The following is a 25,345-nucleotide window of genomic DNA, read 5'->3' on the forward strand; positions in this document are numbered from 1 at the left end:
CTGTTTGAAATGATCAGAGCGTTGGAAGAACGGTATAGTGAACCTTGAAAGCCTGCCCAAGCGGGATGAACTGTTCTATGTCACCTGTTTGTCTTCCCCACTGCAGTTCTGCAGTGTATTCTCCAGGTATAGGCACATTCCCTTCATCCACCGGGGCAACCATCCGTAAGGTGAATTCCGCTCCATCCGGCGTTGGGCCATTTTCATTCACAAGTCCTAAATTTATCGCAGCCAATTGCGGCGGAAGCAAAACATCAGCAATCCCGTCGCTATTCGTTTCCCCTACAGCAACTTCCTCACCGTTATGCAACAGCATGAATTGAGCACCAGGTGCCGCCACGGATTCCTCCCCACTCCCTCTTCTAAGGTCGATCTGCAGACCTAGGACGGCCTCGGGTGTGATTGCGCCGGCTTTTACTCTTAGTGTTCTATCCAGGTCGGTGCCCTCTACTGGGTAAACCTCTGTCGACAGCTCATCAAAAACATGGACCTCTTTGGTCACGGTCACGAGCGGATCGCCGGCAACCTCTTCATCCTTCAGCAGCTCAACCTTTACCTGGTAGTCGCCGACCTCCGGCAACCTGGTTTCAAAAGTAATCGGCGTGCCGTTCAGTTCGCCCAGGGTAAAGGCTTCCCCTTCTTCCCCGTCTGCTCCGGCTTCCTTTGTTAGGATTATACCGTCAGGGCTTAGTTGGCCCTCTTTAATGGCCTTTTCACCATACGAATACGTGTAGTCCGTTTCTGCTAGGTTAATGCCCGTTTTAGAGCTGTAAGTCACTCGTACCTTTACTTTCGTATCTTGATTCGATTGACCGCTGCTAAATCCAAACGTGAACTTGTGTGAAGAATTGAGCGGCACTTGTTCCGGAAAATCCGGGCTGAAAACAGCTTTAATGTCGACAGGCTTTGGATCGACCGGAGGATCCACTGGCGGTTTCACCGGAGGTGTCATCGACCCACCCGGCGAATTTGGCTGCTGCGTAGGAGCGGCAGGCTGCTGGCCTCCCATTTGAATCCGCTCCTGTTCGCGCCGTTTCGCTTCTTCTGCAAAACGCTTCTTTTCATCAGCGCTCAGCTGCTGCTGAAACTGGATCACGGCCTGCGTAGCTCTTTGCTCTACTGCCTTTTGGTTGGCCTGCTGCATTTCTGCGATCGTTTTCAGGATCTTGTCGATCATAGCCTGTAATTGCTGCTGCATCTGCTGCTGCAGCAATATATCCTGCATCTGTTGCTGCTGCAATACTTCCTGTGTCTGCTGCTTCTGTTGCTGAATTTGCTCCTGGATCTTTTTTTGCAGCTCCTGCTGAGCCTTCTCCTGCTCTTTGCGTTTAGCCTCCAACTGCGGGTCCAATCCCACGGTCGGATCAAACGGACGCACATTTCCAAGGTCAATTTTTCCGTTCGGGTCGTCAATCCCGCGGTTCACCTGATCTATCAACTGATCCAATTTACTTTTTTCGATCTTGCCCTGACTACTTGCCTCCTTGGCTACATTGCCGACCAAGACATTCAAATTTTGCTGGATTTTTTGAAGGTCTTCCAGTTGGCTTACCAAAAAGAGGTCGTTTGACCCGTTTGATGCCGAAGAACCGGAAGGTTTGGACTGACCTTGTTCCAATTGCTTCTTCTGCTGCTCAATCAGCTCCTGGTTCTCCCGGTCGATCTGCGCCTTGTTTTGGATGATCGCTTTAATGATGTCCGGTGAAACCTGATGAACAAGATCCGAAATATCGACGCTAGTCGGCGTTTGAAGGGATGGATCCACGCTGGGCGTTAAGCTGATTTGCTGGGCTGGATATAAAGTGACGGGCGACTCGGCCTTCCCGGCAAAGCTTTGAGGGTTCGTACCCGAAACCTTGACCACACCTGCTCCCGCGACAACATCAGGGGTACCTGTCAATGGATTGATAATGACAAAAAACTGCGTTCCTTTGACCTCCAGCTTCTGCCCGGGGACATCCATCTCGAACACGTCCCGGGACTCACGCAGATCATGGACGCTCGTATACGCCTGGCCTGACATCAGCTCCAGCTTGGTCGTCGACTGTACTGCTCCACCCATCAGCACCTTGATCCGAATTTCGCTGTTCGGTGCCAACGTGATTTCGTCCCCTTCATCCTGAATGGACAGCACCGCGCCGCCGGATTCGGTAACAAGGGTGTCGCCCTCATGCAAAAGCATTCCCGGATACGCCTGAATGCGGAGCGCGCCCCCGCTCTGCTGGATATAAGCCGGTCCGTCGATGCGGCTGATGGTCATGCTGCGTGCGCTGTCGGCGGAAGCCTGCGTCGTCCAGGCCGCCGAGCCTGCAAGAAGCAGAATCAGCGCCGAGCTGACCATTTTCCAACATAATTTTCCTCGTCTCACGTTGTTTTCAACTCCTTTCCTTTATTTATCACGGATAACCACGGTTTTCTCCGAAGCCAGCCATTTCACGTCCTTGTCCAGCAGGTCCGTCAGCGTCCGGATCGGCACATACAGCTTCCCGTCGATGGACTGGGCCGTGCTGCCGGCCTCCAGCTGAATCATACGGTCTCCCGATTGAACCACGGCAGACTTGGCCGAAGCCGATACCAGCTTCAGTCCAAGCTCGGAAGCGATAGATCGCAGCGGGATGAGCGTCTGGCCGTCCTTGGTCACCCGCGTATCGATCTGCAGCCATTTGGCGTTGTAGGCCACGTAAACGGCACCAGCCGGTTTCATCGGTTTATGATCCGGCTGCCGATACAAGCTCCACTGGCGCAAGCCGTTTCCGGCAATCCAACCGACACTCCCATCCTGGCTTACAGCAACGCCCTGCGGATAAGAAAGCAAAGAGGTGCTCTCGACACCGTCTGCTTTCCCTTCTTCTCCCTGCAAAGAGCCCACAAGCGTATGGACCTGGCCGTCTTTCAACGTTCGCACGACCTGGTTGAGCGAATCGGCAATGACCAGCTCATGCTGAGAGGAGGACCAAGCCACATCAACGGGACGATTAAATTTCGCCGAAGCCGCAGCGCCGTCTTGGTAACCTCCGTCCCGGTAGAGTTTCCCTGATGCCGCCCCTTGTCCATCGCCCGCTACCGACCCGGCGACCGTCGTGACCATGCCGGTTTTCAGATTAATATAGCGAATGACCTGGTTGCCGGAGTCACTGACGTAGAGGTTCCCCTCATCGTCCAGCGCCAGCCCTGAAGGCTCGTTAAACCGCGCATCCTTCAGCGCCCCGTCCTTGTAGTCGCCAGCGAATGCCGCCACTCCCGAATAGACCTCTACTACACGGTTGGAAGATCCGGTTAGCGTGTTGACCGTACCGTCTGCGGCGATTTTCCGAATCACATGATTCAGCGTGTCGGCAACGTACACGGATCCGTCCTTCGCCACCGCTACATCCTCTGGCGTATTCAACGCGGCTGCCGAACCGATGCCATCCTTGAACCCCTGCACTCCGTTTCCTGCCAGCGTGCTGACCTGCCCTGTAGGGGTAATTTTGCGGATCGCATGGTTCCCCGAGTCGGCGACGTACAAATTGCCGGCGGCATCCGTATCCATGCCCATCGGCTGATTAAAAAGTGCGGAATTCGCAGCCCCGTCCAGCAATCCGCCCAGCGGCTTGGCGTTCTCCTTATAACCCGCAAACCGCATTCCCGCAAAAACGGTCCGCTGCGTGCCGCTGACCTTCCATATCACATGGTTCACCGTGTCGGACACCAGCACGCTGCCGTCCTTTGCGGCCAGCACCCTGCCGTTTCCAACCCATCCCGCGGTGAGCAAATCCCCTTTCGTGCTGGCGGTAGCATCCGGCTGCCAAGTGCTGACGCTGAGCCATGCCGAGTCCTCTCTGACCCCTGCGCCGAAAGCCAGTGAAGGCACACCAAGTGCCATGCACAGCGCCAACGCGGCGGTAACCCACCTTTTACCGTACCCTTGCAAATTTCATTCCTCCTACGTATTTATGAATGGATGCAAGCCACAACGCTGAATTGTTCTGCATCGATCTTATCCTGATTAAAGACATCCGACTAGTAAAATTTTTCTATTTTAGGGCCCGGACCGGCAGGGTATCTTCCTTTTGAGGAAAAAAAGATTCCCGCCTAACATTCAGGCAGGAATCTCACCAATTTCTATATGCTATTGTTTACCGGGACAGCGACTCCACGACCCCGCGGGCAATCCAAACGCCGGCCGCCCCGGCTTGGGCCAAACCGCGCGTGATCCCCGCTCCGTCGCCGCCGCAGTACAGCCCGCGGATTTCCGTCTCCAGCGTCTCCGACAGCTTGGGACGGGCGGAGTAGAACTTGGCTTCGACGCCATAGAAAAGCGTATGCTCCGAAGCGATGCCCGGCGTGACATGGTTCAGCGCCTCGACCATTTCGATCAGGCTTTTCATCGTGTTGTAGGGCAGAACGAGACCCAGGTCCCCCGGTACAGCCTCCTTCAGGGTAGGCTCCAGAAATCCTTCCCGGATCCGCCCTTCAGTCGAGCGCCGTCCGCGCAAAATATCGCCGTACTTCTGGACAATGATCCCGCCATTGGACAAATCGTTGGCCCGTTTGCATATTTCACGCGCATACTCGTTCGGCTTATCAAACGGTTCCGTAAATTTATGTGAGACGAGCAGCGCAAAGTTCGTGTTGGACGAGCCCAGCGCCGGATCCTTGAAAGAATGGCCATTGGCCGCCATCGCTCCGCTGTGATTCTCGACCACGACATGGCCGGAAGGGTTGCTGCAGAACGTGCGGACCCGAGTGCCTACGGAGGTGTTAAAGACGAATTTTCCCTCGTACAGATGCTCGTTAATTTCCGACATCACCACATCGGAGGTTTCGACGCGAACGCCGACGTCGACCTGGTTGTTGTACATTTTGAGCCGGCGCTTTTTCAGGATGCTTGTCAGCCAGGCTGATCCGTCCCGGCCGGGGGCAATGATGACGCGGTCCGCCTCGTAACTGTCCCCGTTCTTCAGGACGATGCCCTGCACCGTGTGGACCCCGTCTTCCTTGACGGTGAGGATGTCTTCCACCTCGGCCTTGAACATCATGTCGATGCGCGTGTTCAGAAACTCGTAGATCGATTTTAAAATTTCCAGGTTCTGTTCGGTGCCAAGATGCCGTACCTGTGCCCGCAGCAGCTTCAGACCCGCCGCATAACCGCGCTGCTCGATACCCCGGATGACATCCGTCGTCGGATCGGTAATATTCGTCGTAGCGCCATGCTGCAAGTTCAGTTCATCAACGTAACGGATCAACTCAAGCACTTTGGATGGTGGCAGATAGTCCGTCATCCAGCCGCCAAATTCGGTCGTAATGTTAAATTTTCCGTCGCTGTAAGCTCCGGCTCCGCCAAAGCCCGCTGTGATCGAGCAGGCGGGCACGCAGCCCGCAAACTCCTTACGGCCGCCGGCAGGCGGACATAACTTGATTTTGTCCTCCAGAATCGGACAGCTGCGGCGGTAAATATCATGCCCTTTATCCACCAGAAGCACCTTCAGATGAGGCGCCTTTAACGCAAATTCATAACAGGCAAAAATGCCGGCCGGACCGGCTCCAACGACAATGACATCATATTTATTCATCATGTTCCTCCTGAAATGGGTTAGGTCAGCAAAAAAAATCCCCGGCATAGAATAGGTATGCGAAGCAGCCTATTCGTAGCCAGGGATTTACGGCCCCTAGTAGAAACCCTCAAACCATATCATTGAGGTTATACGAACAATGTATCTGTTATTTATCGTTTACAGGAGTTAGTGTAATGGAAAAATACGAATGTGTCAACACCTTATACGACAATCGTTCGTATTTTATTAAAAAATAATTAAATAAAATGCATTTTACATAACATAATACCATAAAAGACGAACATTATGCATACTCGAAAATAAAAATTGCCAATAGCGCTTTGATTGGATAAGATGAAAGCGTTACCATAGGACGACGAATCATACCGAATCGGAATTCTAAATCAATCTATGGGAGGTAGACCGGATGATTAGAGGGATTGGGCATTTGGCCTTTGATGTAGCCGATATGAACAAATCGATCGATTTTTACTGCGGCATTCTCGGATTTAAAAAGGCCTTTTCGATTGAGGATGATCATGGCAACCCCTGGATCGAGTATATCAAGGTGCGTGAAGGCCAGTTTATCGAGCTGTTTTATGGGGCTGAAAATAAACCCGAAGCGGTGAAACGCCCCATCGGATTCTCGCATTTGTGCCTGGAAGTGGACAGCATCGAAGAAATCGCCGCCCATCTGAAACGGCATGGTGTCCCGCTGGACGTGGAGCCCCAGCAGGGCAAAGACTCCAATTGGCAGTGCTGGGTGAAGGATCCGGACGGCAACCGCATTGAATTTATGCAGCTTAACCCGAATTCCCCGCAAATGAAGGCTTAAAAAAACCCCTTAATCGCACCTTTCGTGTGATTAAGGGGTTTCCTTTTATCCATTTATGAATTTCTATCAATGGGGCCAATCTGTCCTGCCACTGAAATTCATCCTTATTTCCCATCTGTCGACGGCTGATCGCCGGATGCCTTTTCGTCGGTCGTATCGCCGGTTTCCTGATCCGTGTTTCCTTGCCCAGAATTTACGGTCAAAACAAACGATCCTCCGGCCGCGTTGACTTTATCAATCTGGCTAATGTCCAGCTTTTTGCCCAGCTTCACGGTTACAGTGCTGGTGTATTCGTCCGTCAGCGTATTACCCGAACCTGGTGCACCTGTAGTTCCCGTTGTTCCTGAACTGTCCGCCACTCCCCCGGTGCCACCGTTACTGGTGTCTGCGCTGCCTGAAGCCGTACCATCTTTTCCGCCGGCAGTGCCAGTCGATGCATCATCCGATGGATCGGCAGCCTTGTCGGACGACTGACCGGCGTCCGCTCCCCCACCGTTCGAGTCCGTTCCCGACGTTCCATCCGCGGCGTTCGTCTTTCCGGAAGACCCGCCGGTATCCGCCTGTCCGTCCTTCGTCGTATCCGTATGGGTCCCGCCAGGCGTTTCGCCGGTCTGGCCGCCTTCCGTCGCATCCGTGCCTGACGTTCCTGCCGAATCGGAGGTCTGCCCGTCGGTTGCCTTGCCGCCTGCCGTATCTCCGGACGTGGAATCCGTTCCCCCGGCCGGATCCGCCGCGCACTGGCTGACCGTCTGCGGATCAATCGCCTCAAACAGGATGTTACCGTCCTTGTCCAGGACGGTCACTTCACCGGCTTTGAAGTTCCGGCAGGCTTCCGGCTGCTTGAAGTGGAAGGTGAGCTCCGTCAATTCCCCTTGCTCCCCATCCTTGACCTGCTCCGCCGTAAGCAGCGGAATTTCCGTTGCCGTCTCCGTCACCGGAGGCTGGGAAGCGACTGGCGGTTTCGTAACGTCTACCGGGTCCGCCTTCCGGTCAAAGGCGCCGTTCGCCTGCAGCGTCAGCATCGTTACGCCTGCCGCAATCACGATGACCAGCAGCACCGAGCTGAGCATGATCGGCTTGCGGTTGTTTCTGAAAAACTTCATCCACGATGGCGCAAGTTCCGACCGTGCCCGGGCGTAGGCCGGCTGAAGCGCCTGCGGAGCGGAGTCAAAGTATCTTTTCACCTTGTCTTTGTTCCGGAAAGCGCCCGGGTCATTTCTTTTCATAAACGACACGATCGCCGCGGCATACGCGGGCACCAGGCCGCGCGGACGAACAAACAGCGGCTGGTCCGCAGACCACTGGATGTACTCATACACCGTCTCCGGGCTGTCTCCGTATTTATACACGAAATCCAGCAGGGATCCGTAATCCACCGCGCCGGTCTCCACATCCTGACAGAAGGCAAGAGTAATCCACTCGAACACCTCCGGCTTCACTTCCCGCTGCAGCCAGCCACGGCCGATATACTGCACCTGATCCCGCTCGGCAAAGGACAAACCGTCCAGCACGTCCTCCCTTTTCGGATGGTCGGTACCGAACCATTGATAGAGCGCCAGCATGACGTTCGCTTTGGAGCGGATGCGGGCATCGAATCGGGATACCCACGATCTTAATTCCTTCGCCTCCCGCAGAAATCCAATATCCAGCAGTTGCTCTCTCGAAAGACGTTCCAAATCCAGATCCTTCAGCAAAAAGAGATTGGCCGCATACACCAGCCGGTCGACAAACCGCGACCCGCCTTCGATTTGGCCCAGTCCGCGGCCCGGATCCCGCTCGAGATCGTCCAACTGGTCCATCACCGCATTCACGGCGCGGACCGGATCGGACTCCCGGCCCAGCTTGTCCATCAGCTGCGTTTCCGCAAGCTTGGTGAACACCGCGTTCTCCAGCACGATCGGGTGATTCTGCACCCAGGCGCCGGCGAGCTCGACCAGATCGCTGGCTGTCGCTGCCTGTTTCAGCCTGTTTTCTATGTAAGGCTCGAACAGCAGGGCGGGCAGCCCCGGGCTGCTCAGCACACGGGCGAAGAAGGTGCGGCTCAAGGCCGGTGTGCTCTCCAGCATGCCGTACGCGGCTTGCGCAATATCCTCACGCTGCTGCGACAGCGCATTGTTGATCGTACGGATGAAATACTCCACGATGCGCAGGCCAAAATTTTTGCCGTCGACGGCATAGTAATCCTTGATGCTTTCGATGATGTCCGTTCCTGGCACCTCGCCCAGCTTCACCCGATCCAGCTCCTTGTCAAAACGCGTCAAGAACAGCTGATTCAGCTGGGCTTTGGCATGAATGGCCCCCGGTGTGGACAAATAATCAAGGATGCAGCGCAGCACCGTGCCGGGTTGCGCCGTATACAGCTCTTCCCGCCCCTGATCGATCTGGTACAGCACGCAAAGCTCATGGTAGCCCGCAACCGAGATCCGCCGGATCGGCTCCATGCCCTCCATCATTTGGTCGGCAAAAGCATAAAAATCCTCCAACCGTTCCGGATTCCGAAGATTCGCCCAGGCAAAATCCAGATACGGCTGCTTGGACCAGTCCAAGTCCACGTTGATGACGCGGCCCGCCGCCAGCTCAAACAAATAATCCTTCTCCACGCTGCGGTCGCCGAGGCGCAGGCCCCCTTTTTCCACGAAGTTCAGGTGGATGCCCTTTTTGCTCTGCGGCTCTTTGGCATACGTCAGAAAACCGAGCTCGCTACGCAGCGCGTAAGGCAGGCTGCCGTACAGCACATGCAGCAGTTCGCGCGCCTTGACGGACAACTGCTCCACCGGAACGTCCAAGACGATGTATACCTTCTTTTTGCCCGATACCGACGACATGGCTGCAAACAGCAGCTGTTTGAACACCTTCTCGTCAATATGCAGCTCCTCCAGGAGCGCCATGACCTCGGCCGCCGCCATATTCTGCCCGTCTTTCGCCACCGGCAAATCTCCCAGTTCGGGGAGGTCCGGGCCCAGCTCAATGTCGTAATGTTCGGCAAACTGGGCGTTCAGCAGCCTGCGGTAATCTGTGCCCGTCTGCTCCATCCAGCCCGGAGGGAGTACATAGTTATGGGTAAAAAAGGCGCTGCGCAGCCCGGTAAAATCCGCCGGCTGGTACACGCTGCGCCCCAGAACCGTTTCCCCGGTCTCGGCCCGAAACAGATGCAGGGCGTCCGGATAAGCGGCTGATTCCTTCTCGCTCCGAGCGGTCAGCTCCGCCGGAGCGTCGTATTGGCAGAACGGATGCAGCACCTTTTTAATAAAACCATGTTCCAGCCCCAGCGATCTGGCGATCGTATCAAACCCTTCGGTAGAGCGGAAAATCCCGCGCCGTTCGCGGGTATACATTTGCTGCTGAACCTTTTTGGGAGTGAAATCCGGCACTAGTCTTCTCTCCCCTCAATGTATTTCAGCTTGTACAGCAGCCAGATAAAGGGCTCATCCACCCGGATCGGGCTGACCACGCTCTGCAGCTTCTGCCCCACCGGATTGCTGCCCAGCGCAGACACCGCGAAATAAGCCGTATTGGAAAAATACACGTCCATCGTCCCCTTAAACGGGCGGTCGACCTTTTCGATGAAGCGGCGGATTTCTCCGTCGATATTTTCGAACTCGGTCAGATTCAAATATTTGCGGTGCACCATGTTGTTGAAAATGTTGCTGTTCGGCTTCACGTACTCGCCGTCCTCGTCCTTTAGCGAGTGGAGCATGTCGCTCTTCGTCAGCACCACCGCTGTCGGTATGTCGGTTTTGCCCTTGTCCTCGTAGGCGATAAAGTCGCCAAACAGGGTCAGCACCACGTCCCGCGGCTCATCGTACTGCGACACCCATTCGCCCGGCTGGTCGCCTAAATTGAGGCGGATCTTCTCGCGGATCGAGCGGATCTGCAGCGGATCGATCATGAACAGGATGCCGGCGGAGTTTTTGATGTGCTGCCCGTGCAGGCCGAGGTAATCCTCGTCGACCATGCCCTCGCCGGCCACATCGAAGAACACCAGCGTGAGCGGCGGCTTGGTCTCGTCCTTGAACACGAATTGGAAAATAAACGGCTCCTGCATCTTCTCCTTCTGCGTGGAGGCAAGCAGGTCCCCGCGTTCAAACAGCGGCTCCTCGTACATCGTGCGGAACTTGCGGCTGATCTCCGCATTCAGCGGCATACAGGCCGCATTGAAATGGTCCGCCGTCATATGCTGAAGCGTATGGATCAGCGAGGTCATATACACCGACTTGCCGACCTGCGAGGCGCCGATGATCGAGATGATATTGCTCGGCACTTTGCCCGCCGTTACCGGAAGTTCGTTATGGCACTTCGGGCACAGCCGTCTGCGCGTGACCACCCCGTAGCGGTCGTTCAGCCCGATCAGCACGTGATCGGAGTAGATCTGATGCTCCTCGGGAATATCCCGCGGATAGAGAATCGCTTCCATGTCGTACACCGAATCCAGGCCGAAGCGTTCCCGGTAGCGGTTCAGCTCCTCATCCTCACGGAGCGCGTAATCCTCGTCGTCTTCCCGATGGTGGGCAGCGCGGAACACGACCTCCTCCGGCGAAAATTTGCTGAAGCAGTACGGACATACGATATCGTAAAACAATGGCCGGGGCTCCGGCTCCGGCTTCCTCTTGAACCTGTCAAAAATGCCCATGATGCTGTCGTTCCCCCTTTCCCGTACTTCTATGTTCAATAGCTGGCTCGAAGAGCCGCTAGTAATCTCATTGTAAGCTGGCTCGAAGAGCCGCTGATGCCTTTTCATGAGCTGACTCGAAGAGGCGCTGATGACCTTTCGTGAGCTGACTCGAAGAGGCGCTGATATCTCTCGTTTTGCGGAAGCAAAACATCGAGAATATCTTCTTCGAGCTGTCGCAGAGAAGCTACAGCCCGCTCCGATGCCGGATCATTCTTCCGATCGCTGTTGCCTCCAAATTTCCTGATTTGATTAACCCTATTAAAGGTTGAAATTCCGCGGCAAAGGCGACCGCTACCGCTTCTCCAGAATGATTCCGTCCTCTCCGCTAGGTCATCTCCGGAAGCATTTCTTCCCTGGGCCTCGCTCTGCTTTAGCCCTATGGAGTTCTGTAACTTTGGCATTCAGCCGTTCAGGCCAGTCTGCCCTTAGCGCTATGATGGTCCAGGTTGCAAATTTAATCTCTGAACATTAAGTTCAAAGCCCTAATCTTTAAGCTCACTCTTAGGCTCTAAGCTCTTTCTCTCTATGCTTGTTTCCCTCTAATTCTCTAAGCACTTCTCTCTATCCACTTCTCTCTATCCACTTCTCTCTAAGCTCTGCTCCCTTAATGTATACGTCCTGCTAATCTATTCGTTCTGGTCATCTATTTGTTCTGCTAAACTATTTGTTCTGCAGATCTAAAGGTTAGCCCTACTGCGAACCCTCAAACTCTATTCTGCAGCTTTGCAGGTCGATTCCGCAAGCTTGCGTACTTTTAGCCTGTATTATTTCGCCTCTCAAAGCTAGCATTTCGCCTTTGAATCCAATTCCGTTCACTCTAACCCTTAATTTCACTAGTTTAATAGTTCATATGTTTAATCTCTATATTTTATCGCTCATTCCTGCCCATAAGGCAGCCGGTACGGCCTGCCCCGGATCCCTGAATCGGCTTGCACCTGCCATCTTCGAGCTATCCAGCTTCTGCCTTCTCCTCTGGGTCAGCCCACAATGCTCCCAGCCAATCGAACATAGGGCACCCTGTGTCCGCCAACAAACGCTCCCTGCCATGTCGATATGGAGCATCCTGAGTCTACCCACAAATTGCCCCCTGCCAAGCGGAATATATGGACCGGAGAGTTTACGTGCTTCCTTTGAAATCGTGTTATTCCCTTCCTATCTCATCAAAATAACACGATTTCAACAGAAGCCGGAGGTGCTTATATGGAGTGTAACTCATACAGCTGCCCGTACTTCTTGCCGTCCGTAAAAAACAGGCGCACATAGTCGTTTTTGCCCACCTCGATGGCGGGCAGCACGTTTTTCCCTGCCGCGAAATCCATGACGAACGGATACACCGTGCCGTCTTCCTTGTGGGCGGGGTAACTTCCCTGCTTCTTGACATAGCAGAGTGCTTCCTTTGGGATCGGGACCTCGGTCGTCACCCGGATTTCCACGGTCTTGAACCTCTGCAGCCATCCGCCCTTCTCACGGATGGAGACGGTCACGCGGGCTTTGCCTGTGCTGAAGACGGCACGATTGGCCCCGTCAGGCTGGCGGAACAGGACGGCATCGCCTTGTTCCGTTACCGAAGCATAGACGGTGTAGATGACGCGTCCGACGCCCTCGATCCGGTCGTGATAACCGTTGTTCGCTTTATATTCGTTTCGGGTATACAGCCTCAGCTTGTCGGAAGGCGAATCGGACGGAGCCGAAGCTCCGCCCTCTCCCGCGTCGTCCGCAAGAATGTCAAAAGCTCTGCCGATGTACACGGCCTGAATCCCCTCCGGCCACTGCCAACGGAGGGTGCAGCGATCCTCGTCCAGCTGGTGGGACAAGCCGCGGATGACCGGGTCGCCCGGCTGTGCATCGATAAACCGCATAAGTCATGCGCCTCCCTGCTTAGAATCCTCTGCTCGTGTTGTCTTTCTGGCGCCGATCGAAACCGGACTGCGTCCGTCCGGCCTGGCCTGGACGCTGAAGACCGGCCGCCAGCTTGCCGTTCTCCTTCACCGGAATGACGCCGGTGAACAAGGCGAGCACGCCGGCCAGGATCAGGCACGACAGCAGGCGAACCATCTCGTCGCCAACGGTGTGGCCCGACAGGCCGAATTCGAGCACGGCTCCGGCGATCAGGCCGGACACCACGCCGCCAATACCAAAGCTGCGGGCCAAATACCGGTTGTCGAAGATCAGGCCGAGGGACAAGCCGATCGCCCCGCCGATGATGGCGATGAAAGCGATGTGCAGCATCCGGTAATAGATGCTGTCCTGCGTCGGGCCGGTCCGCTCGGTCAGAAGCGTCCGGTCGCCTACGTCTTCATAGATTTGCTGGAAGACCGGCGACAGGTCGCCTGCATTGGACACGTCGTAATACTGCCCGCCCGTCTCCCGGGCAATGTCCTGCAGCAGCTGCGCCCCATCCGCCTGAACCAGGCTGAGCCCGATCGTGTTGACGGCGATTTGGCGCTGCTTGTACGCCGCAAGGGCGCTGTTCAGGTCGACATCGCTGATGCCGTCCGACAGCAGGATAACCATCGTGTTCCGGCTGGCGTCATTCGTTTCCTCGATATGCTTCATCGTATCCGCCAGCGCCAGGCTGATGTTCGTTCCCCCGTCGGTTGCCTCAAGCCCGTCAATTTCGGAGATGACCTTATGTTTGGCATCCTTATTTTTGACCTTCATAAACGGCTGCAGCAGGGTCGTCTGGTCGTTAAAGACCATCACCGCCACCCGGTTGTCACTGTCCATCCGGTTGATCAGGTTTTTGGCTGCCGTGTAGCGGTCATTGTCCGGGTCAGTCTCCCCCATGCTTCCAGAGTTGTCGATGACCAAAGCAATGTCCTTGACCGGCTTCGCATGGCCGGGATTGATTTCATAGACGAACTCCAAAACCAAACCCAGCACGAAGACCAGCACCAGTGTGGCCGGCACGAGCAGTTTCCAGGAAGTCCCCATATACCGCTGTCTCCAGGACGGCCCATTCAGGCGTGGTGACATCATCTCCGCGATCAGGCACCCGGTGCCGATGCAGAGAGCCAGTATTCCCAAATATAATCCAATGGCCACGATTCGCGGAAGATCGCTGCCCCACACGTGCAGCACGACCTCTCCGATGACGTAGCCGGCCGCGCCGCCGATCAGGCTGAGGAGCAGCAGAAGCAGATTGATTTTACGCTGCATGATACCATGCTTCCTTTCTTAAGTGGCACCCGGGCTCTTACCGCAGCTCCGGCAGCTGCCCGGGGTCCACACCGTGAAATTCGTAGCCGTTCTGGACGTACGTCTCATAATAGGCTTTGCCGTTGCGGTAATACATTAAGTCCTCCAGATGGAATCCGCCCATCAGGTTCAGCTTCTCGACGCCGCTGCTGCGCTTCTCGTGCACGACCCCGAGCTTGTAGATGCGCGAGGTCTCGTCTGCCCCCAGGGCATACCGGACGAATTCGCTGCTGGCATCGCCAAAGAAATACTTTTCCTCATAGCGGTGCTCCTGCGTGTAGTCAAACAGCCGCACGTTAATGACCGCATGCTCCTCAAGGGTTCGGTACAGCATCTTGAACAGGTCTTCCTTCGACAGCACCTGCTTGTTGCTGTAATCGATCGTTACGTTGGCCCGGCGCAGCAATTCGTCCTCAAAGGTCTGATCAAAAGGCTCTGCCGTCAGCAAATCACGCTCCACGACAGCAATGAGCCTCTCCAGCAGTCTGTCGGTCCCCGCAGCTGCCAATGCGGACAGGTTCCCGACATAACGGTCCTCGAAAAAGATAAACGGCCCTCTCCTCGCCTCCAGATCGCGCACGATGTCTTCGGTCACGAGTCCGTAATACTCCATAATGTTCTGCCCGATATAATCGTCGGCAGCCCGAATGCTCTGCTGCGCGGAGGCATGCAGCTCACCCTCCAGCTGCTCCAGCCGCTGCGCCTGCCGTTTGTAGTGGCCGTGCAGACGCTCCAGCTCCGCCTCGTAGCGGCGGTACAGCTTCAGCTCGGTCTCCAGAAGCAGCAATTCCAGCTTGCGCTGATAGATGGTTTCCAGAAAATAGCGGATAAAGCTCCGCACATTATGCTTGTCCATCAGCGGCCGTTTTGGAAAAGGCAGGTTCCCCACCTGCTCGCCGTAATACCGGTCGAGCTCGGCCCGGTCAGCCTCCAGCTGGCCGGCCATATCGCGGATCCGGGCCCGTAGCGCCTCCAGCACACCGCCTGCCCCGTCTTTCTCGCCGGTCCATGCCGCAATGTGGAACACGCTGATCTCCGGATGCTCCGCCATCCGCTGCCGGATGACGGAATCCAGCTCTTCCGCCCCGTCCAGGCGGCCCAGCGCTTCGTTTGCCTCCTGCTCGTAGTTGGCTTGAAAATACCGCCGGCATCCGTCACCGAACAGCGCCTCCTCCGCTTCGCGTACGGACATGCCTTTCAGCGAAGCGAAGCCGACCGGCCGGGTCATCATGCCGTTCATTTCCTCGATCCGGCTGCCATCCGGCACCACATGGTCCGCTCGCGACGAAACCGCCGCCGGATCCAGCCCGAAGAACGCCAGGCGTTCCTTGATGCCGAGCTCCCTTCCGGTCTTCATCCGCAGCAGCAGCTGGCTGTAAAAATGGTACAGCACCGTCAGGGCAATCGGCTGGTTCGGCCGCTTGACCCTGGAGAAACCGGCGGAGACATATCCCTGCCGGCCGGACTCGGTCATGATGTTGTTTTTGAAGGAGGTATTGTTATAGCTTCCTGCCTGACCGTCGACCTGATGTTCCTTCTGCTTGCGGTTCTTCAGCAGGCCGAGGTGGCAGATGATCTCATAGTTGTCCTGCATGCCGCCAGGATCGGCGATGCCGCGCTCGTTTTTGTCCGACAGCACGTACACCAGATCGAAGAGCGGCGAAGCCGGATGTCTCACCGGAATGGACAGTCCATCCTCCGTTACGTGCAGCGGCGCAGAGAACGTGTACTCGGGGCGCTGCATCATGTCGAGCTCCCGCAGAAAAGCCATCCCTGCCGAGCTGGCGTATCCGAACGACTCCAGCTGCTCCCGTTCGCTGATCAGCGCGTACAGGTCCATCTGGACCGACTTAAAGGACTGGCTGAAGATCGACTGGGCCAGCAGCGAAATTTCCGGTATGAACACATTAAGCGGGTCGTCGACCCGCGTAATGACAGAGAGATGGATCCGGTCGAACGAGGAATACATCCGGCCGTAGCCCGCAATATGAGACTCTAGCCGGCGGATCGCCTTATTCAGCTCGAACAGCTGCTTTTCGTTCCGGTAGAACGCCCGGTGCAGCTCTTTGCGTATCGTTTTGGGATCACCCGGCACAGCGGAGTCGTCCAACAGAAACCGGCTCAGCAAGGAGCCCCCGTTTTCGGAGTGCACCTCGCCGAACCCGTACCCTTTGGCTTCAAACCTTTCATTCGCATGACTTCCCCTGGAGGCCATGGACGCCAAAGTGCCGTGGGTTTCCTCTGAAACAGCACCTCCCCGGTCGTTGCCCGACGCCGTGCCGACATGGAAATACGTCACTCCGGCGCTGTTATCCCACTTTTGCCGGTGGATCTTCATGATCGGGCCGATGGCGTCCGCCGTCTTGTCGCCGATAAACAGAAGCACCGCCGGGTAATGGATGCTGCTCTGGTCGTCTCCCTTACCCGTCAGGCTCTCCTGGGCCGCGGCATAGCTGGATGCAAACCGCTCTAAAATGCCGTTCATCGCTTACTTCAGCCTTCTGCGGATATCGTTCAGCTTGGAAGAAATCTGTCTGTAGAACTGATAGCGGTCTTCCCCGTCCGCCAGCTCCACCTTCTCGTATTCGAGACGGTCGCGGGCTTCCAGGAAGGTCGCCGACAGCTCCTCCAGCTTGGTGAGCAGCGGGGTGATATCCTCCGAAGCGGTCAGCTCGGCATCCCGGCGGGACGATTTGCGCAGCAGGGTGCTGCGGCTTTTCTCATCCAGCCCGCGGAAATGCTTAAACACTTCGTATTCGACGTAATTGACGCTTTTCAGCAGATTGGCAAACGGCTGCCACGCTTCTTCTTCCGGGTCGCGGTCGTAGACGTACAAGGCGCCCTTCTTGCAGATCGTGCCGGTGTACATCGCTTCGATAAACTGGTCCAGCCATTTCTCCTCATCCTGATGCTGGCTGATGATGTCTTCCAGCTCGGCAGCCTTGGCGGCAATGGCTGTATATTTGGCCAATTCGGCCCGTACCCGGGCGATGAGCTCCGGCGAACGGATCAAGTTCTCCTTGGCCAGCTCCTCATTGATCGAGCCGAAGATATCCTTCGATCCTTCCCGCTCCAGGCCCTCGCTCAAGTAACGCTTCAGCTCGGTCAGTGCCCGCTTCACTTCGCCAAGATTCGGCTTGGCGGAATTCAGCTGCATGTCGTACGCGCGCAGCGCCGACTCCACGTCAAACGGCTTCGTAAACACCACAGCATAGCGGTTGCTGGTGTTCTGGTCTGCATCCTTCAGCTGAACCACCTTCAGCTGCAGCGCCTGGTCGAATTCGGTGCGGACACGGGCGTTGTAGCTCTGCACCCGCGGGTTTACGTAGGTCTCGCCCCACGATTTTTCCGGAATCGGCGAAGGCAGGTACGTCCAGTTCACACGATCGGTCTGCACCAGGTGGCGGCCGATGCCTTCTTTGTCCAGAATCGTGCGTTCGTAGCTTTCTTCGTACACTTTAAGCGGCGTATACACAAACAGCGGCACGCCATTTTTCGTGTTCAGCCAGAAGATCCGGTTCTTCACTTCGCTCTCTTTGACAGTAAAGTGCGATTTGCCCACCGAATTGTTCTGATAATTGCGGATCCCCTTCAGGATGCTCGGCGCCTGCACCGGCACGGAGACAAACCCCCAGGACGGGAAGTACAGATTGCCTGCGCTGTTGCTCAAGTGGAAGACCGGCACGGCCTCTTCGTCCAGCTTGCTGGCGATGTTCCGCTCCACAAACTTCTCGATCGACTCCTCCTGGCCGAACTTCATGATCAGGAAGTCTTCCATCGAGCGGGTAATGAGGTCGCCGAACTTGTCAGTTAGAAACTCCGAAATGGAGCTGACCACGTCGATCTCCTGCTCGCGAATCCAGCGATTGGAATGGTCCAGCAACTCCTGCGCAAAGTCGCGGATCAGATCGTCAACATCCTTCTGCTCCATCATGCGGTTAATGACCTTCGAGATGTCGGGCACGCTGACCAGATTCCAGTAGTAGGTTTTGTTGCCCTTGTGATCCTGCTGCTCCTCCCCGTTCAGGAGAATGTCCCCGTTTTTGGCGAAAATGGAGTTCAGTGCGTTCAAAATTTCGGTATATACGTTATAAATACGGTTGTTTTCCTTGTTCAGCAGATCATACAGATCCTCGTAGAACTCGATCATCTGCTCGGTACGCTCTACATCCGCCATCAGCCAATACTCGTTGATCTTGGCCTCGATGTAGACGTTTTTCTTCTTTTCTTTGGATACGAAGGCGCTCTTTGCATCACCCAGACGCTCATCCGCCTGCTCCCGGGCCACCTCGATGTCCCGCGGAATGCGGGTCAGGTTCTCGCGCAGCGTCTCAATATAGGAGAGCAGCATTTTGAGCAGGCTGAATCCCTTCTCCGTGTAGATCAGACGGGACACATAGAACGGCCCTTGCTGCGGGTGCAGGAACATGCGGCGGATCTGGTCGCTGAACTGCGCCACGATTTCGCCTGGCAGCTGCTTCTTCGCCTTGATATATTCCTCCCGTGCCCGCGCCAGGAAATTTTGCTCCAGCTCGGTGTCCATGTTGATGACCTGATTTTTAACAACGTTCGTGTAGCTCAAGCGCTCGCTGTTCTGGTAGCCGGGCAGCGGCTCCGGCACGCGCGATTCAAACGTCTTCACCATCGTGTCGAGATCGACGCCGAGCTTGCGGGCGAACTTCTCCACGTCTTCCTGATTCGGCGCTTTTTCGAACATCGTTTCCATTTTGCCGAACAGGCGGTACGCCAGGAACGTCGTCATTTCCTCAATCGGAAGCACGGCCGACGAGGCACCGATGATGTTGTAATCGTAGTTGGCCGGATACGCCTTGTTCATTTGGGCGATGTTCGTGCGGATGTTGCTGATATAGTCGTGAATGGCGAATTCTTCGCCGGATTGCTTTTCCTCGCTCGCCATGAAGTTCGTAATGTTCTCGGCGGTGACGTTCATGCAGTAATCGTAAGCATTTTCCAGCAGCTTGCCTTCCGTGTTGGTCGCCGAAATCAGATGGCACAGGTTAAACGGCGGGAGCGGCGAGTTGACGGTCAAAATGTTGCCGTACTGCTGCTTGAACCGCTCCCCGCGCGCATCCACGTTCATCCAGTAGTCGAGCTCTTTAAGGGCCGCATAACCGTTCTTCTTGATGTACTCACGCGTATGTTCGCTAAGGCTCTTGTTCGCCAGGTTAATATCCGGCGTGAACAGATAACCGAGCGTGTTGACCCGGTCGATCCCGGCGGAGCCATGGTCGCGCTCGATAATGCCGCGGACGATATAGGCAATGTCCAGGAAGCAGCCGCTTCCGGTACCGCCGGAGAGGCCGGTCAGCAGGAACACCATCAGCTTCTTGTTGGTGCCTACAGAGAGCGTCTTGATCTTCTTGTCGATGGCCTGCACGACCTGGTTGATCTTCGTGAAAAGCAGCAAGCGTCCCGCCTGGCGGACGCCCGCCGCGCCGTTCATGCCGTCGGTGATGCTGAGCTCGGGCGACAGCCAGTCCGTAATGTACGGCTCCAAAATGCTGCGGTTCTGCAGCAGTCCGCCGATCTCGGCGTTCGACAGCAGCACGAATTCGTTGATCGGATCGAGGCCCACGCCTTTGTAGCGTTTGTTCCGGTCCTGCTCGTTCGTTTCAAAAGCCAGGAACTCAACGTTGTCCGGCTTGTCCATTTTCTTCTTGGAGAGCGGATCCTCCGGCAGCTTAAAACGACGGTTGATCTGGTATTTCAGGCGCAGCAGCGCATCAATGCCGGTGCCGCCGAGGCCGATGATCAGAATCGGGTTGTCAATCGTGTCCACCCGGATTTTTTCGCTGACGATACCGCCTCCCAGCGACACGTCCAGCTGCTGTATATGTTCTCTAACGACCGGTTTCATAGATTCCCCTCCTGGAAAAGGTGTACGGATATGAATAAACTGTTACACCAAATATTCAAATTGTATCGTTTTATCAATCTGCTGCAGAGACACACTCAGGCGGTCTCCGCTCTTCAGCTCCACGCCGATGGAAGCATCCAGAACGCGGCCGGACCGCTCAATCGTGCAAGGCGAGGCATTTTTCAGCACCAGGCGGTCGTTCTTGCCCGGCGTAAACATGATTTTGTCGGTTTCCTTCAGTTCCGGCGCCAACTGGAGCAGCTGGTGCAGGTTGAACTTGCCCCGGAATGAGGTCAGCTTCTTATATTGCGGGTACGTCTTCTCCCCGGTATTCTCGTCGCGGATCTCGATGACCATCTGCCCGACAAAGCCCCGATTGGCCTTCTTCACGACATTTAATATAAAATACGCCGCGGCCGCGATGATCAGAAGGGCAATAACCCCGATCACGACGAGCATCGTAGGGAACGGTTTATCCTTAGACGCTCCTGAAGCAGCCGTCCCGGCCCCCGTGCCTGAAGCCGCCGGCTTTGCGCTGACGGTCACCGGCTGGGTTTCGCGGTAGAAGCTTTGGTCTTCCGCACGCACCTTCAGTTCGTATTGGTGCTTGGAGGGAATTTGGTAAGAACCCTCGAAATGGTCTCCTTGGTTCGTCAGCTTAACTTCCTCGGTCTTGCCCGTATCGAGGTCCTTCACCAGAAGCTTGGCGGCCATACTGCCATACAGCGCCTGATCCTGAAGCTTCTGGCCGCTGCTGACCAGATACGACTTGATCTCTATCGTGTCACCCGGCTTCACCGATTTGGACGGCAGCGGATCCATCGTCAGGTCCAAATCATAGTTAAAGACGAGATTGATGTCGATTTTGTCCTTCGGAACGCCCTTCACCTGAAGCTTCCAGTCGCCCTGCTTAGGCTTCAGCAGCTTGATCAGGGAGTACGTCTTCGACTTGGAGCTCAGCACGTTCGCCGAAGGAATGGTCTGAGCCGTCCCGGCAGGATCGGTTAATTTCACGTCGACCGGGCTTCCGGACATCATTGAAATGTTCGCTTCCAGCACGTTCGCATTCGGAACGCTGATGGTCACTTCCTGATAGCTGCCGTTCGCGGTGATCGACTGCACCGGAACGATCTTCAGCTTCTGGTGGCTGGCGAAAATTTCGCTCAAAATTTGCGGCAAATCATCCGCCGAGCTGGTGGAGAACGATTTGGCCCCGGTCTGGCTGGCCAGATCCGTCAGGGCGGCCTTGTTCAGCTTGCCGTCGGCATTCAGCCCGATCGTATAGATCGGGATGCCTGCCTGCTTCGCCTCCTGCACGGCGGCGCTCAGCTGCTGGTCGGCCTGCTGCTCCGTCTTGCCCGATTTCGGGTCAAGCTCATTGTTGCCGTCCGCCAGGACGACGATCATCGGCTCGTGGCTCTTGTCCATGCCCTGTTTCAGCACCTTCACCGCTTCATCCACGCCGACCGAAATGTCGGTATAGGCGCCGCGGTCAAGCTGGTCGATGAACTGCTTCAAATCTTCCTTGTCCGCCGCGGATTGAATTTCAAGCAGCGCCTTCTCCCGCTGGATCTTATCTGTATAGGAGACGATTCCGACCTTGTCCCCTTGGGTGGACAGCATGTCGATGAACATCTTCATCGCCTCACCGCTGATCCGGTTGGGATCGCTAGCCTTCATCGAATTACTGGCGTCCATCACCAGTACAGCGTCAATCTGGGATGACGGCTGCCCGGCAGCCGATACCGGCGGCAGGAAGCCGCACCATGACACAAGCAGCAGCACCCCGGCCAGCAGGCACAGCGTCCATTTATTTTTTAAATGCATAGCGTTTCTCCTTCACAACGTTAGTCTTCGGTTTCCAATATTCGAGTCAGTATTCTGCAAAATTCGACCTTTCCTAGCCGTAAGAGTGCCATTATTAACTCTAGGCAAAAAGTCTTAAATATTCCTTAAGAAACGATAAAAAAACGTGAAGCACCGTTTCTAGTTTCATTCCATATTCAGTAGAAACTTCCATGCCGAGCGCTAAAATATCCCAATCTATAACATTATGATATAATTATACCTGCCAAAGTTCAATGTTTACAGGAGCTCTGCGGAGTGTAGGCATTAGGACCTAACTATCAACTTGCATAATTATCCATCCGATAGAAAGGAATATTGATATGATTGCTTACGGATGTCTCGCCGTTTTGTTTCTTTTTGTTTTGATCAAATCCGTCAATTATTTCAGACGCCAGAAGACCGCGCCGCTGCCGGAAGAGCTGGACGAAACGCTGCTCACCATTGCCAACCCGGGAGACCGCCATGGTTAAGAAGAAGCCGGTACGTCTGCGCCCTTATTATAGAACGAGATATGCCTATCAAAAGTTAAGAGTTTGCAAACATTGCCATCATTTTACCGTCCTGTGGGAAGACACTTGCGCCAACTGCGGCCGTCACGCGCTGATCCCAGTCATGGACCAGGCGGCGATTAACGCCAAGCGGTCGATGCAGACGGAAAGGCTTGCCGCCCTTCTGCTGACGCTGGTGGCCGTGCTGCTAAGCCAGACATTCCAGCAGATTGCCGTCTGCCTGGGCGGGGGCATCCTGCTGACGGTGCTGCTGTGGCTGCTCCAGCGGCGCATGCTGCCGTCCGAGACGCGCCGCCAGCTGGACAAGCTGCTCCACGGGAGCCAGCGCCTGATCCTGGAAGGCATCTATTTGAATCTGTCGACCGCCTCGGCCGCCATTAAGGATGACGAGCAGATCGGGTACGAGATTCTGCGAGAGATTGCCACCATCGTGCATAACGACCGGATCCAGCTGCAGCAAATCGTGCTGCTCCAGTCGTTCGTGCTGCGCAAAGATATGGATCTCGAGCTGGAGCCGCTGCTGATCGAGGACTTCGATTCCGATCTGGCCGCTTATATCGGCGAAATCGCCAAGGTCAAACGCGAGCTGATCAAGGCCAGCGCCATTCGTTATCTGCTCATTCATGAGCGTTACATCCTGCAAATGAAGCAGGGTGCCAGCATTATGACGGCTGCGGCCGGCGCTGCTGTACGGATGAAGAAGTACGTGGATATGTATCCTGATTTCATCCGGCGCTACGCGCGCGGCCTGCCGCGGGAGCGGTTTTTGCGCCTGTACCAGATCGTGCGGCGCAATCCGGACCAGTCCTGGGACGGCTTACGCGACGAGGTATCCGCCATTTATAATGAAAAGTACCGCTGGGACCCAGATTTTCAAAAATGGGAATAAAGAGGCCATAAAGATATGACGATGAAAAACGCGCTAACCCTGCGTAATTTGTATATTTTGCTCTGCGCCGCGGTTTTGGTCCTGATCGGAGTCAAGGGTTATGACATGAACCGGAAGATCGATTGGGTCGCCACAGCGGGTCAGTACTACGACCGGAAAGATCTGATCAGCGCAGAGGAATGGTATCAAAAAGCCGCTGCAAACCGGTCCATACGCTATAAGGAAGATCTGATCGCCTCCCGGCTGAAAGAGCTTGAGCCGATCACCTCCATGAGGCAGTCGCTGTCCCGTTTGGATCAACGCGCGGAAACTGCTGCCAGAAACCGGGATTTTGACGGTCTTATGAATGTGTACGCCGACTTGGTTGCCGCCAAGAAGGAGTATATGGCTGCGAGCCAGCCGCTGGCCGCCTACTATCCGAAGATCTCCGCCATGTACGGCATTTCGGAGGATCTGACCAAGGACTTCAAGCAGTTCCAATCCCTCTTTTACCAGCAGGCGAAGGATCAGTTGGCCCAGGGGGACGTTAACGACAATGCCTTTAAATGGAATCTGCTGGCCATTCCGGCGGAATTTTACGGCGGTGCGGAAGCCAAAAGCAAGCAGTTAAGCGGAAAATTTCAATCGTATGACGAGGCTCTGATGGCCCGCATGGCGGGTGCCGGGCAGTATCAGAACATGCTGGACTGGTCGCTGTCCATGATGACCGAATACAAGAGCCGCAGCTTTAAGGCGAATTGGGTAAAAGAAAAGGCCGACTCCCTCACCCGCACCCTGCTCACAAAGGACGTGCAGGGAGACCAGGCGGCAAACTTTGCCGCCCACGCCAAGATGTACACCGCCTACATGGCCGGCGCCGGCATGAAGCAGTCCGCTGTCCAGGATTACATTACCCGGCAAATCGGCACCTGGCTGAAGGGCGCAGACCGCAAAGTGAAGAACCATAAGTATGAAGAGGCGATCGCGATTTACCAGGCCATATCCGGCTACGAGGATACGGAAGACAAGATCAAGGCGGCCCAGCTGGCCTGGACGGTTCACGATCCGGTCCGCCTGCTGCAGAGCGCCGATCCTTCCCCCTCCTACGACTTCGTCAGCGGAGGAGCGGATCGCTTTGGCGGCAAAGCCTATGCCATCGGGGCGGACGGCAGCAACACCGTCTATTTCACCCGGATGAACAGCGATGAGACGGTGCAGGGTTACAGCAGCCATGATTTCCCGCAGGGAGCCGCCATCCGGAAAGTCTCCATCGAACCGTCGCTCAGCACGGGCAGCACGCCGGTCATTCTCGTCGAAGCGGACTCAACGTCCCGGAAGGCGCTGTATGCCGCTTATGAAGTCCGGGAGAACGGCATGGTCCAGCTGTTCCAATTCAGCGCGGACGGCTATAGCGTTCAATCGGACAAGTCGCTCCTGGTGACGAATCCGGAGATTGGCGGAGACAGCGTGACCGGCGGGATGGACGCTGCCGGAGGCACGGCACCGGAGGCGATATATGAGCGGCGCGGCGACGCCTATGAGTTTACGGGCTTCCAGCAGGACTTTACGGATATCGTAGCGACCGATCTGCCGTCGCATCCGGGAGAGAAGGTTCGCTTTACCATCTATATCGTCCAAGGCGGCCAGGGCGAGGCGCTCGCAGAAATGGAAGGGTCGTATATCAAACTGAGGGGCAATTTCCAATTCACCGAGGGCAGCGTGACCGTCATCGGAACCTATAACGAGTCCGAGGAGATGTACCCGGACGGCGATCAAACCGTCGAGTCTGTGAACATACCGGTCGTAGACGTGGAACGGCTGGAGTAGATTCGGTGGCCAAAGACCAATTTCAAAAAGAATATCGTGCATGAATCGTTCCTGGTCTAGTTATTAGGATCGTTCATGAACATTAAAAGGCTTCCGCTTCGGCGAGAGGCCTTTTTTACTATGCCATCTTTCCAATTACGACAACTTTTGTCGTATATATGAATTATTCTAAA

General features: G+C 55.6%; 14 protein-coding genes and 1 riboswitch. Of the genes, 4 read left to right on the top strand and 10 right to left on the bottom strand.

The window, feature by feature from the left end; all coding sequences use genetic code 11:
• Positions 1 to 13 precede the first annotated feature (13 nt).
• The 3 genes from GCU45_RS15130 to GCU45_RS15140 form a co-directional block, all read right to left on the bottom strand.
• Positions 14 to 2,368, bottom strand: coding sequence for a FecR domain-containing protein (locus GCU45_RS15130; protein ID WP_152399522.1), 2,355 nt, complete (start codon positions 2,366 to 2,368; stop codon positions 14 to 16).
• Positions 2,369 to 2,389: 21 nt separating this feature from the next.
• Entirely contained in the window at positions 2,390 to 3,913 is a 1,524-nt protein-coding gene (locus GCU45_RS15135) for a stalk domain-containing protein (RefSeq protein ID WP_152399523.1), read from the bottom strand.
• A 205-nt stretch (positions 3,914 to 4,118) separates the two neighbouring features.
• Complete coding sequence (locus GCU45_RS15140) at positions 4,119 to 5,555, bottom strand: NAD(P)/FAD-dependent oxidoreductase (protein WP_152403104.1); 1,437 nt, start codon at positions 5,553 to 5,555, stop codon at positions 4,119 to 4,121.
• A 56-nt stretch (positions 5,556 to 5,611) separates the two neighbouring features.
• Positions 5,612 to 5,711: riboswitch (purine riboswitch) on the bottom strand.
• 253 nt (positions 5,712 to 5,964) lie between these two features.
• Here GCU45_RS15140 and GCU45_RS15145 point away from each other — a divergent pair.
• Entirely contained in the window at positions 5,965 to 6,372 is a 408-nt protein-coding gene (locus GCU45_RS15145) for a VOC family protein (RefSeq protein WP_076172997.1), read from the top strand.
• 104 nt (positions 6,373 to 6,476) lie between these two features.
• Here the strand turns inward: GCU45_RS15145 and GCU45_RS15150 are convergent, their stop codons facing one another.
• The 7 genes from GCU45_RS15150 to GCU45_RS15180 all read right to left on the bottom strand — a co-directional run bounded on the left by GCU45_RS15150 (position 6,477) and on the right by GCU45_RS15180 (position 21,947).
• On the bottom strand, positions 6,477 to 9,743 hold the full coding sequence (locus tag GCU45_RS15150) for a GAP1-N2 domain-containing protein (protein WP_152399524.1): 3,267 nt from the start codon (positions 9,741 to 9,743) through the stop codon (positions 6,477 to 6,479).
• The gene (locus tag GCU45_RS15155; RefSeq protein WP_076172999.1) at positions 9,743 to 11,002 is read right to left on the bottom strand and encodes a hypothetical protein; all 1,260 of its coding nucleotides are present in this window, start codon (positions 11,000 to 11,002) and stop codon (positions 9,743 to 9,745) included. The genes GCU45_RS15150 and GCU45_RS15155 overlap by 1 nt, the downstream gene beginning before the upstream one ends.
• 1,238 nt (positions 11,003 to 12,240) lie before the next feature.
• Positions 12,241 to 12,903, bottom strand: a complete 663-nt coding sequence (locus tag GCU45_RS15160; protein WP_152399525.1) for a beta-mannanase — start codon at positions 12,901 to 12,903, stop codon at positions 12,241 to 12,243.
• Positions 12,904 to 12,922: 19 nt separating this feature from the next.
• Positions 12,923 to 14,203 carry a vWA domain-containing protein gene (locus GCU45_RS15165; RefSeq protein WP_076173001.1) on the bottom strand — a complete coding sequence of 427 codons (1,281 nt, stop codon included), beginning with the start codon at positions 14,201 to 14,203 and terminating at the stop codon, positions 12,923 to 12,925.
• A 37-nt stretch (positions 14,204 to 14,240) separates the two neighbouring features.
• Complete coding sequence (locus tag GCU45_RS15170) at positions 14,241 to 16,727, bottom strand: transcription initiation factor TFIID (protein WP_152399526.1); 2,487 nt, start codon at positions 16,725 to 16,727, stop codon at positions 14,241 to 14,243.
• A 3-nt stretch (positions 16,728 to 16,730) separates the two neighbouring features.
• Positions 16,731 to 20,120 carry a tubulin-like doman-containing protein gene (locus GCU45_RS15175; RefSeq protein ID WP_152399527.1) on the bottom strand — a complete coding sequence of 1,130 codons (3,390 nt, stop codon included), beginning with the start codon at positions 20,118 to 20,120 and terminating at the stop codon, positions 16,731 to 16,733.
• Between the two features lie 42 nt (positions 20,121 to 20,162).
• The gene (locus GCU45_RS15180) at positions 20,163 to 21,947 is read right to left on the bottom strand and encodes a vWA domain-containing protein (protein WP_152399528.1); all 1,785 of its coding nucleotides are present in this window, start codon (positions 21,945 to 21,947) and stop codon (positions 20,163 to 20,165) included.
• Positions 21,948 to 22,288: 341 nt separating this feature from the next.
• Here GCU45_RS15180 and GCU45_RS33800 point away from each other — a divergent pair, with 341 nt between their 5' ends.
• From GCU45_RS33800 to GCU45_RS15190, 3 genes are read left to right on the top strand one after another with little or no spacing between them, the layout of a single operon-like run.
• Complete coding sequence (locus GCU45_RS33800; protein ID WP_163880163.1) at positions 22,289 to 22,438, top strand: hypothetical protein; 150 nt, start codon at positions 22,289 to 22,291, stop codon at positions 22,436 to 22,438.
• Positions 22,431 to 23,366, top strand: coding sequence for a hypothetical protein (locus tag GCU45_RS15185; RefSeq protein ID WP_152399529.1), 936 nt, complete (start codon positions 22,431 to 22,433; stop codon positions 23,364 to 23,366). Before GCU45_RS33800 ends, GCU45_RS15185 begins: the two co-directional genes overlap by 8 nt.
• Positions 23,367 to 23,381: 15 nt before the next feature.
• On the top strand, positions 23,382 to 25,172 hold the full coding sequence (locus tag GCU45_RS15190) for a hypothetical protein (protein WP_152399530.1): 1,791 nt from the start codon (positions 23,382 to 23,384) through the stop codon (positions 25,170 to 25,172).
• The last annotated feature ends 173 nt before the right edge of the window (positions 25,173 to 25,345 follow it).

Source organism: Paenibacillus cellulositrophicus (assembly GCF_009363095.1).
Classification (GTDB): domain Bacteria; phylum Bacillota; class Bacilli; order Paenibacillales; family Paenibacillaceae; genus Paenibacillus_AQ; species Paenibacillus_AQ favisporus.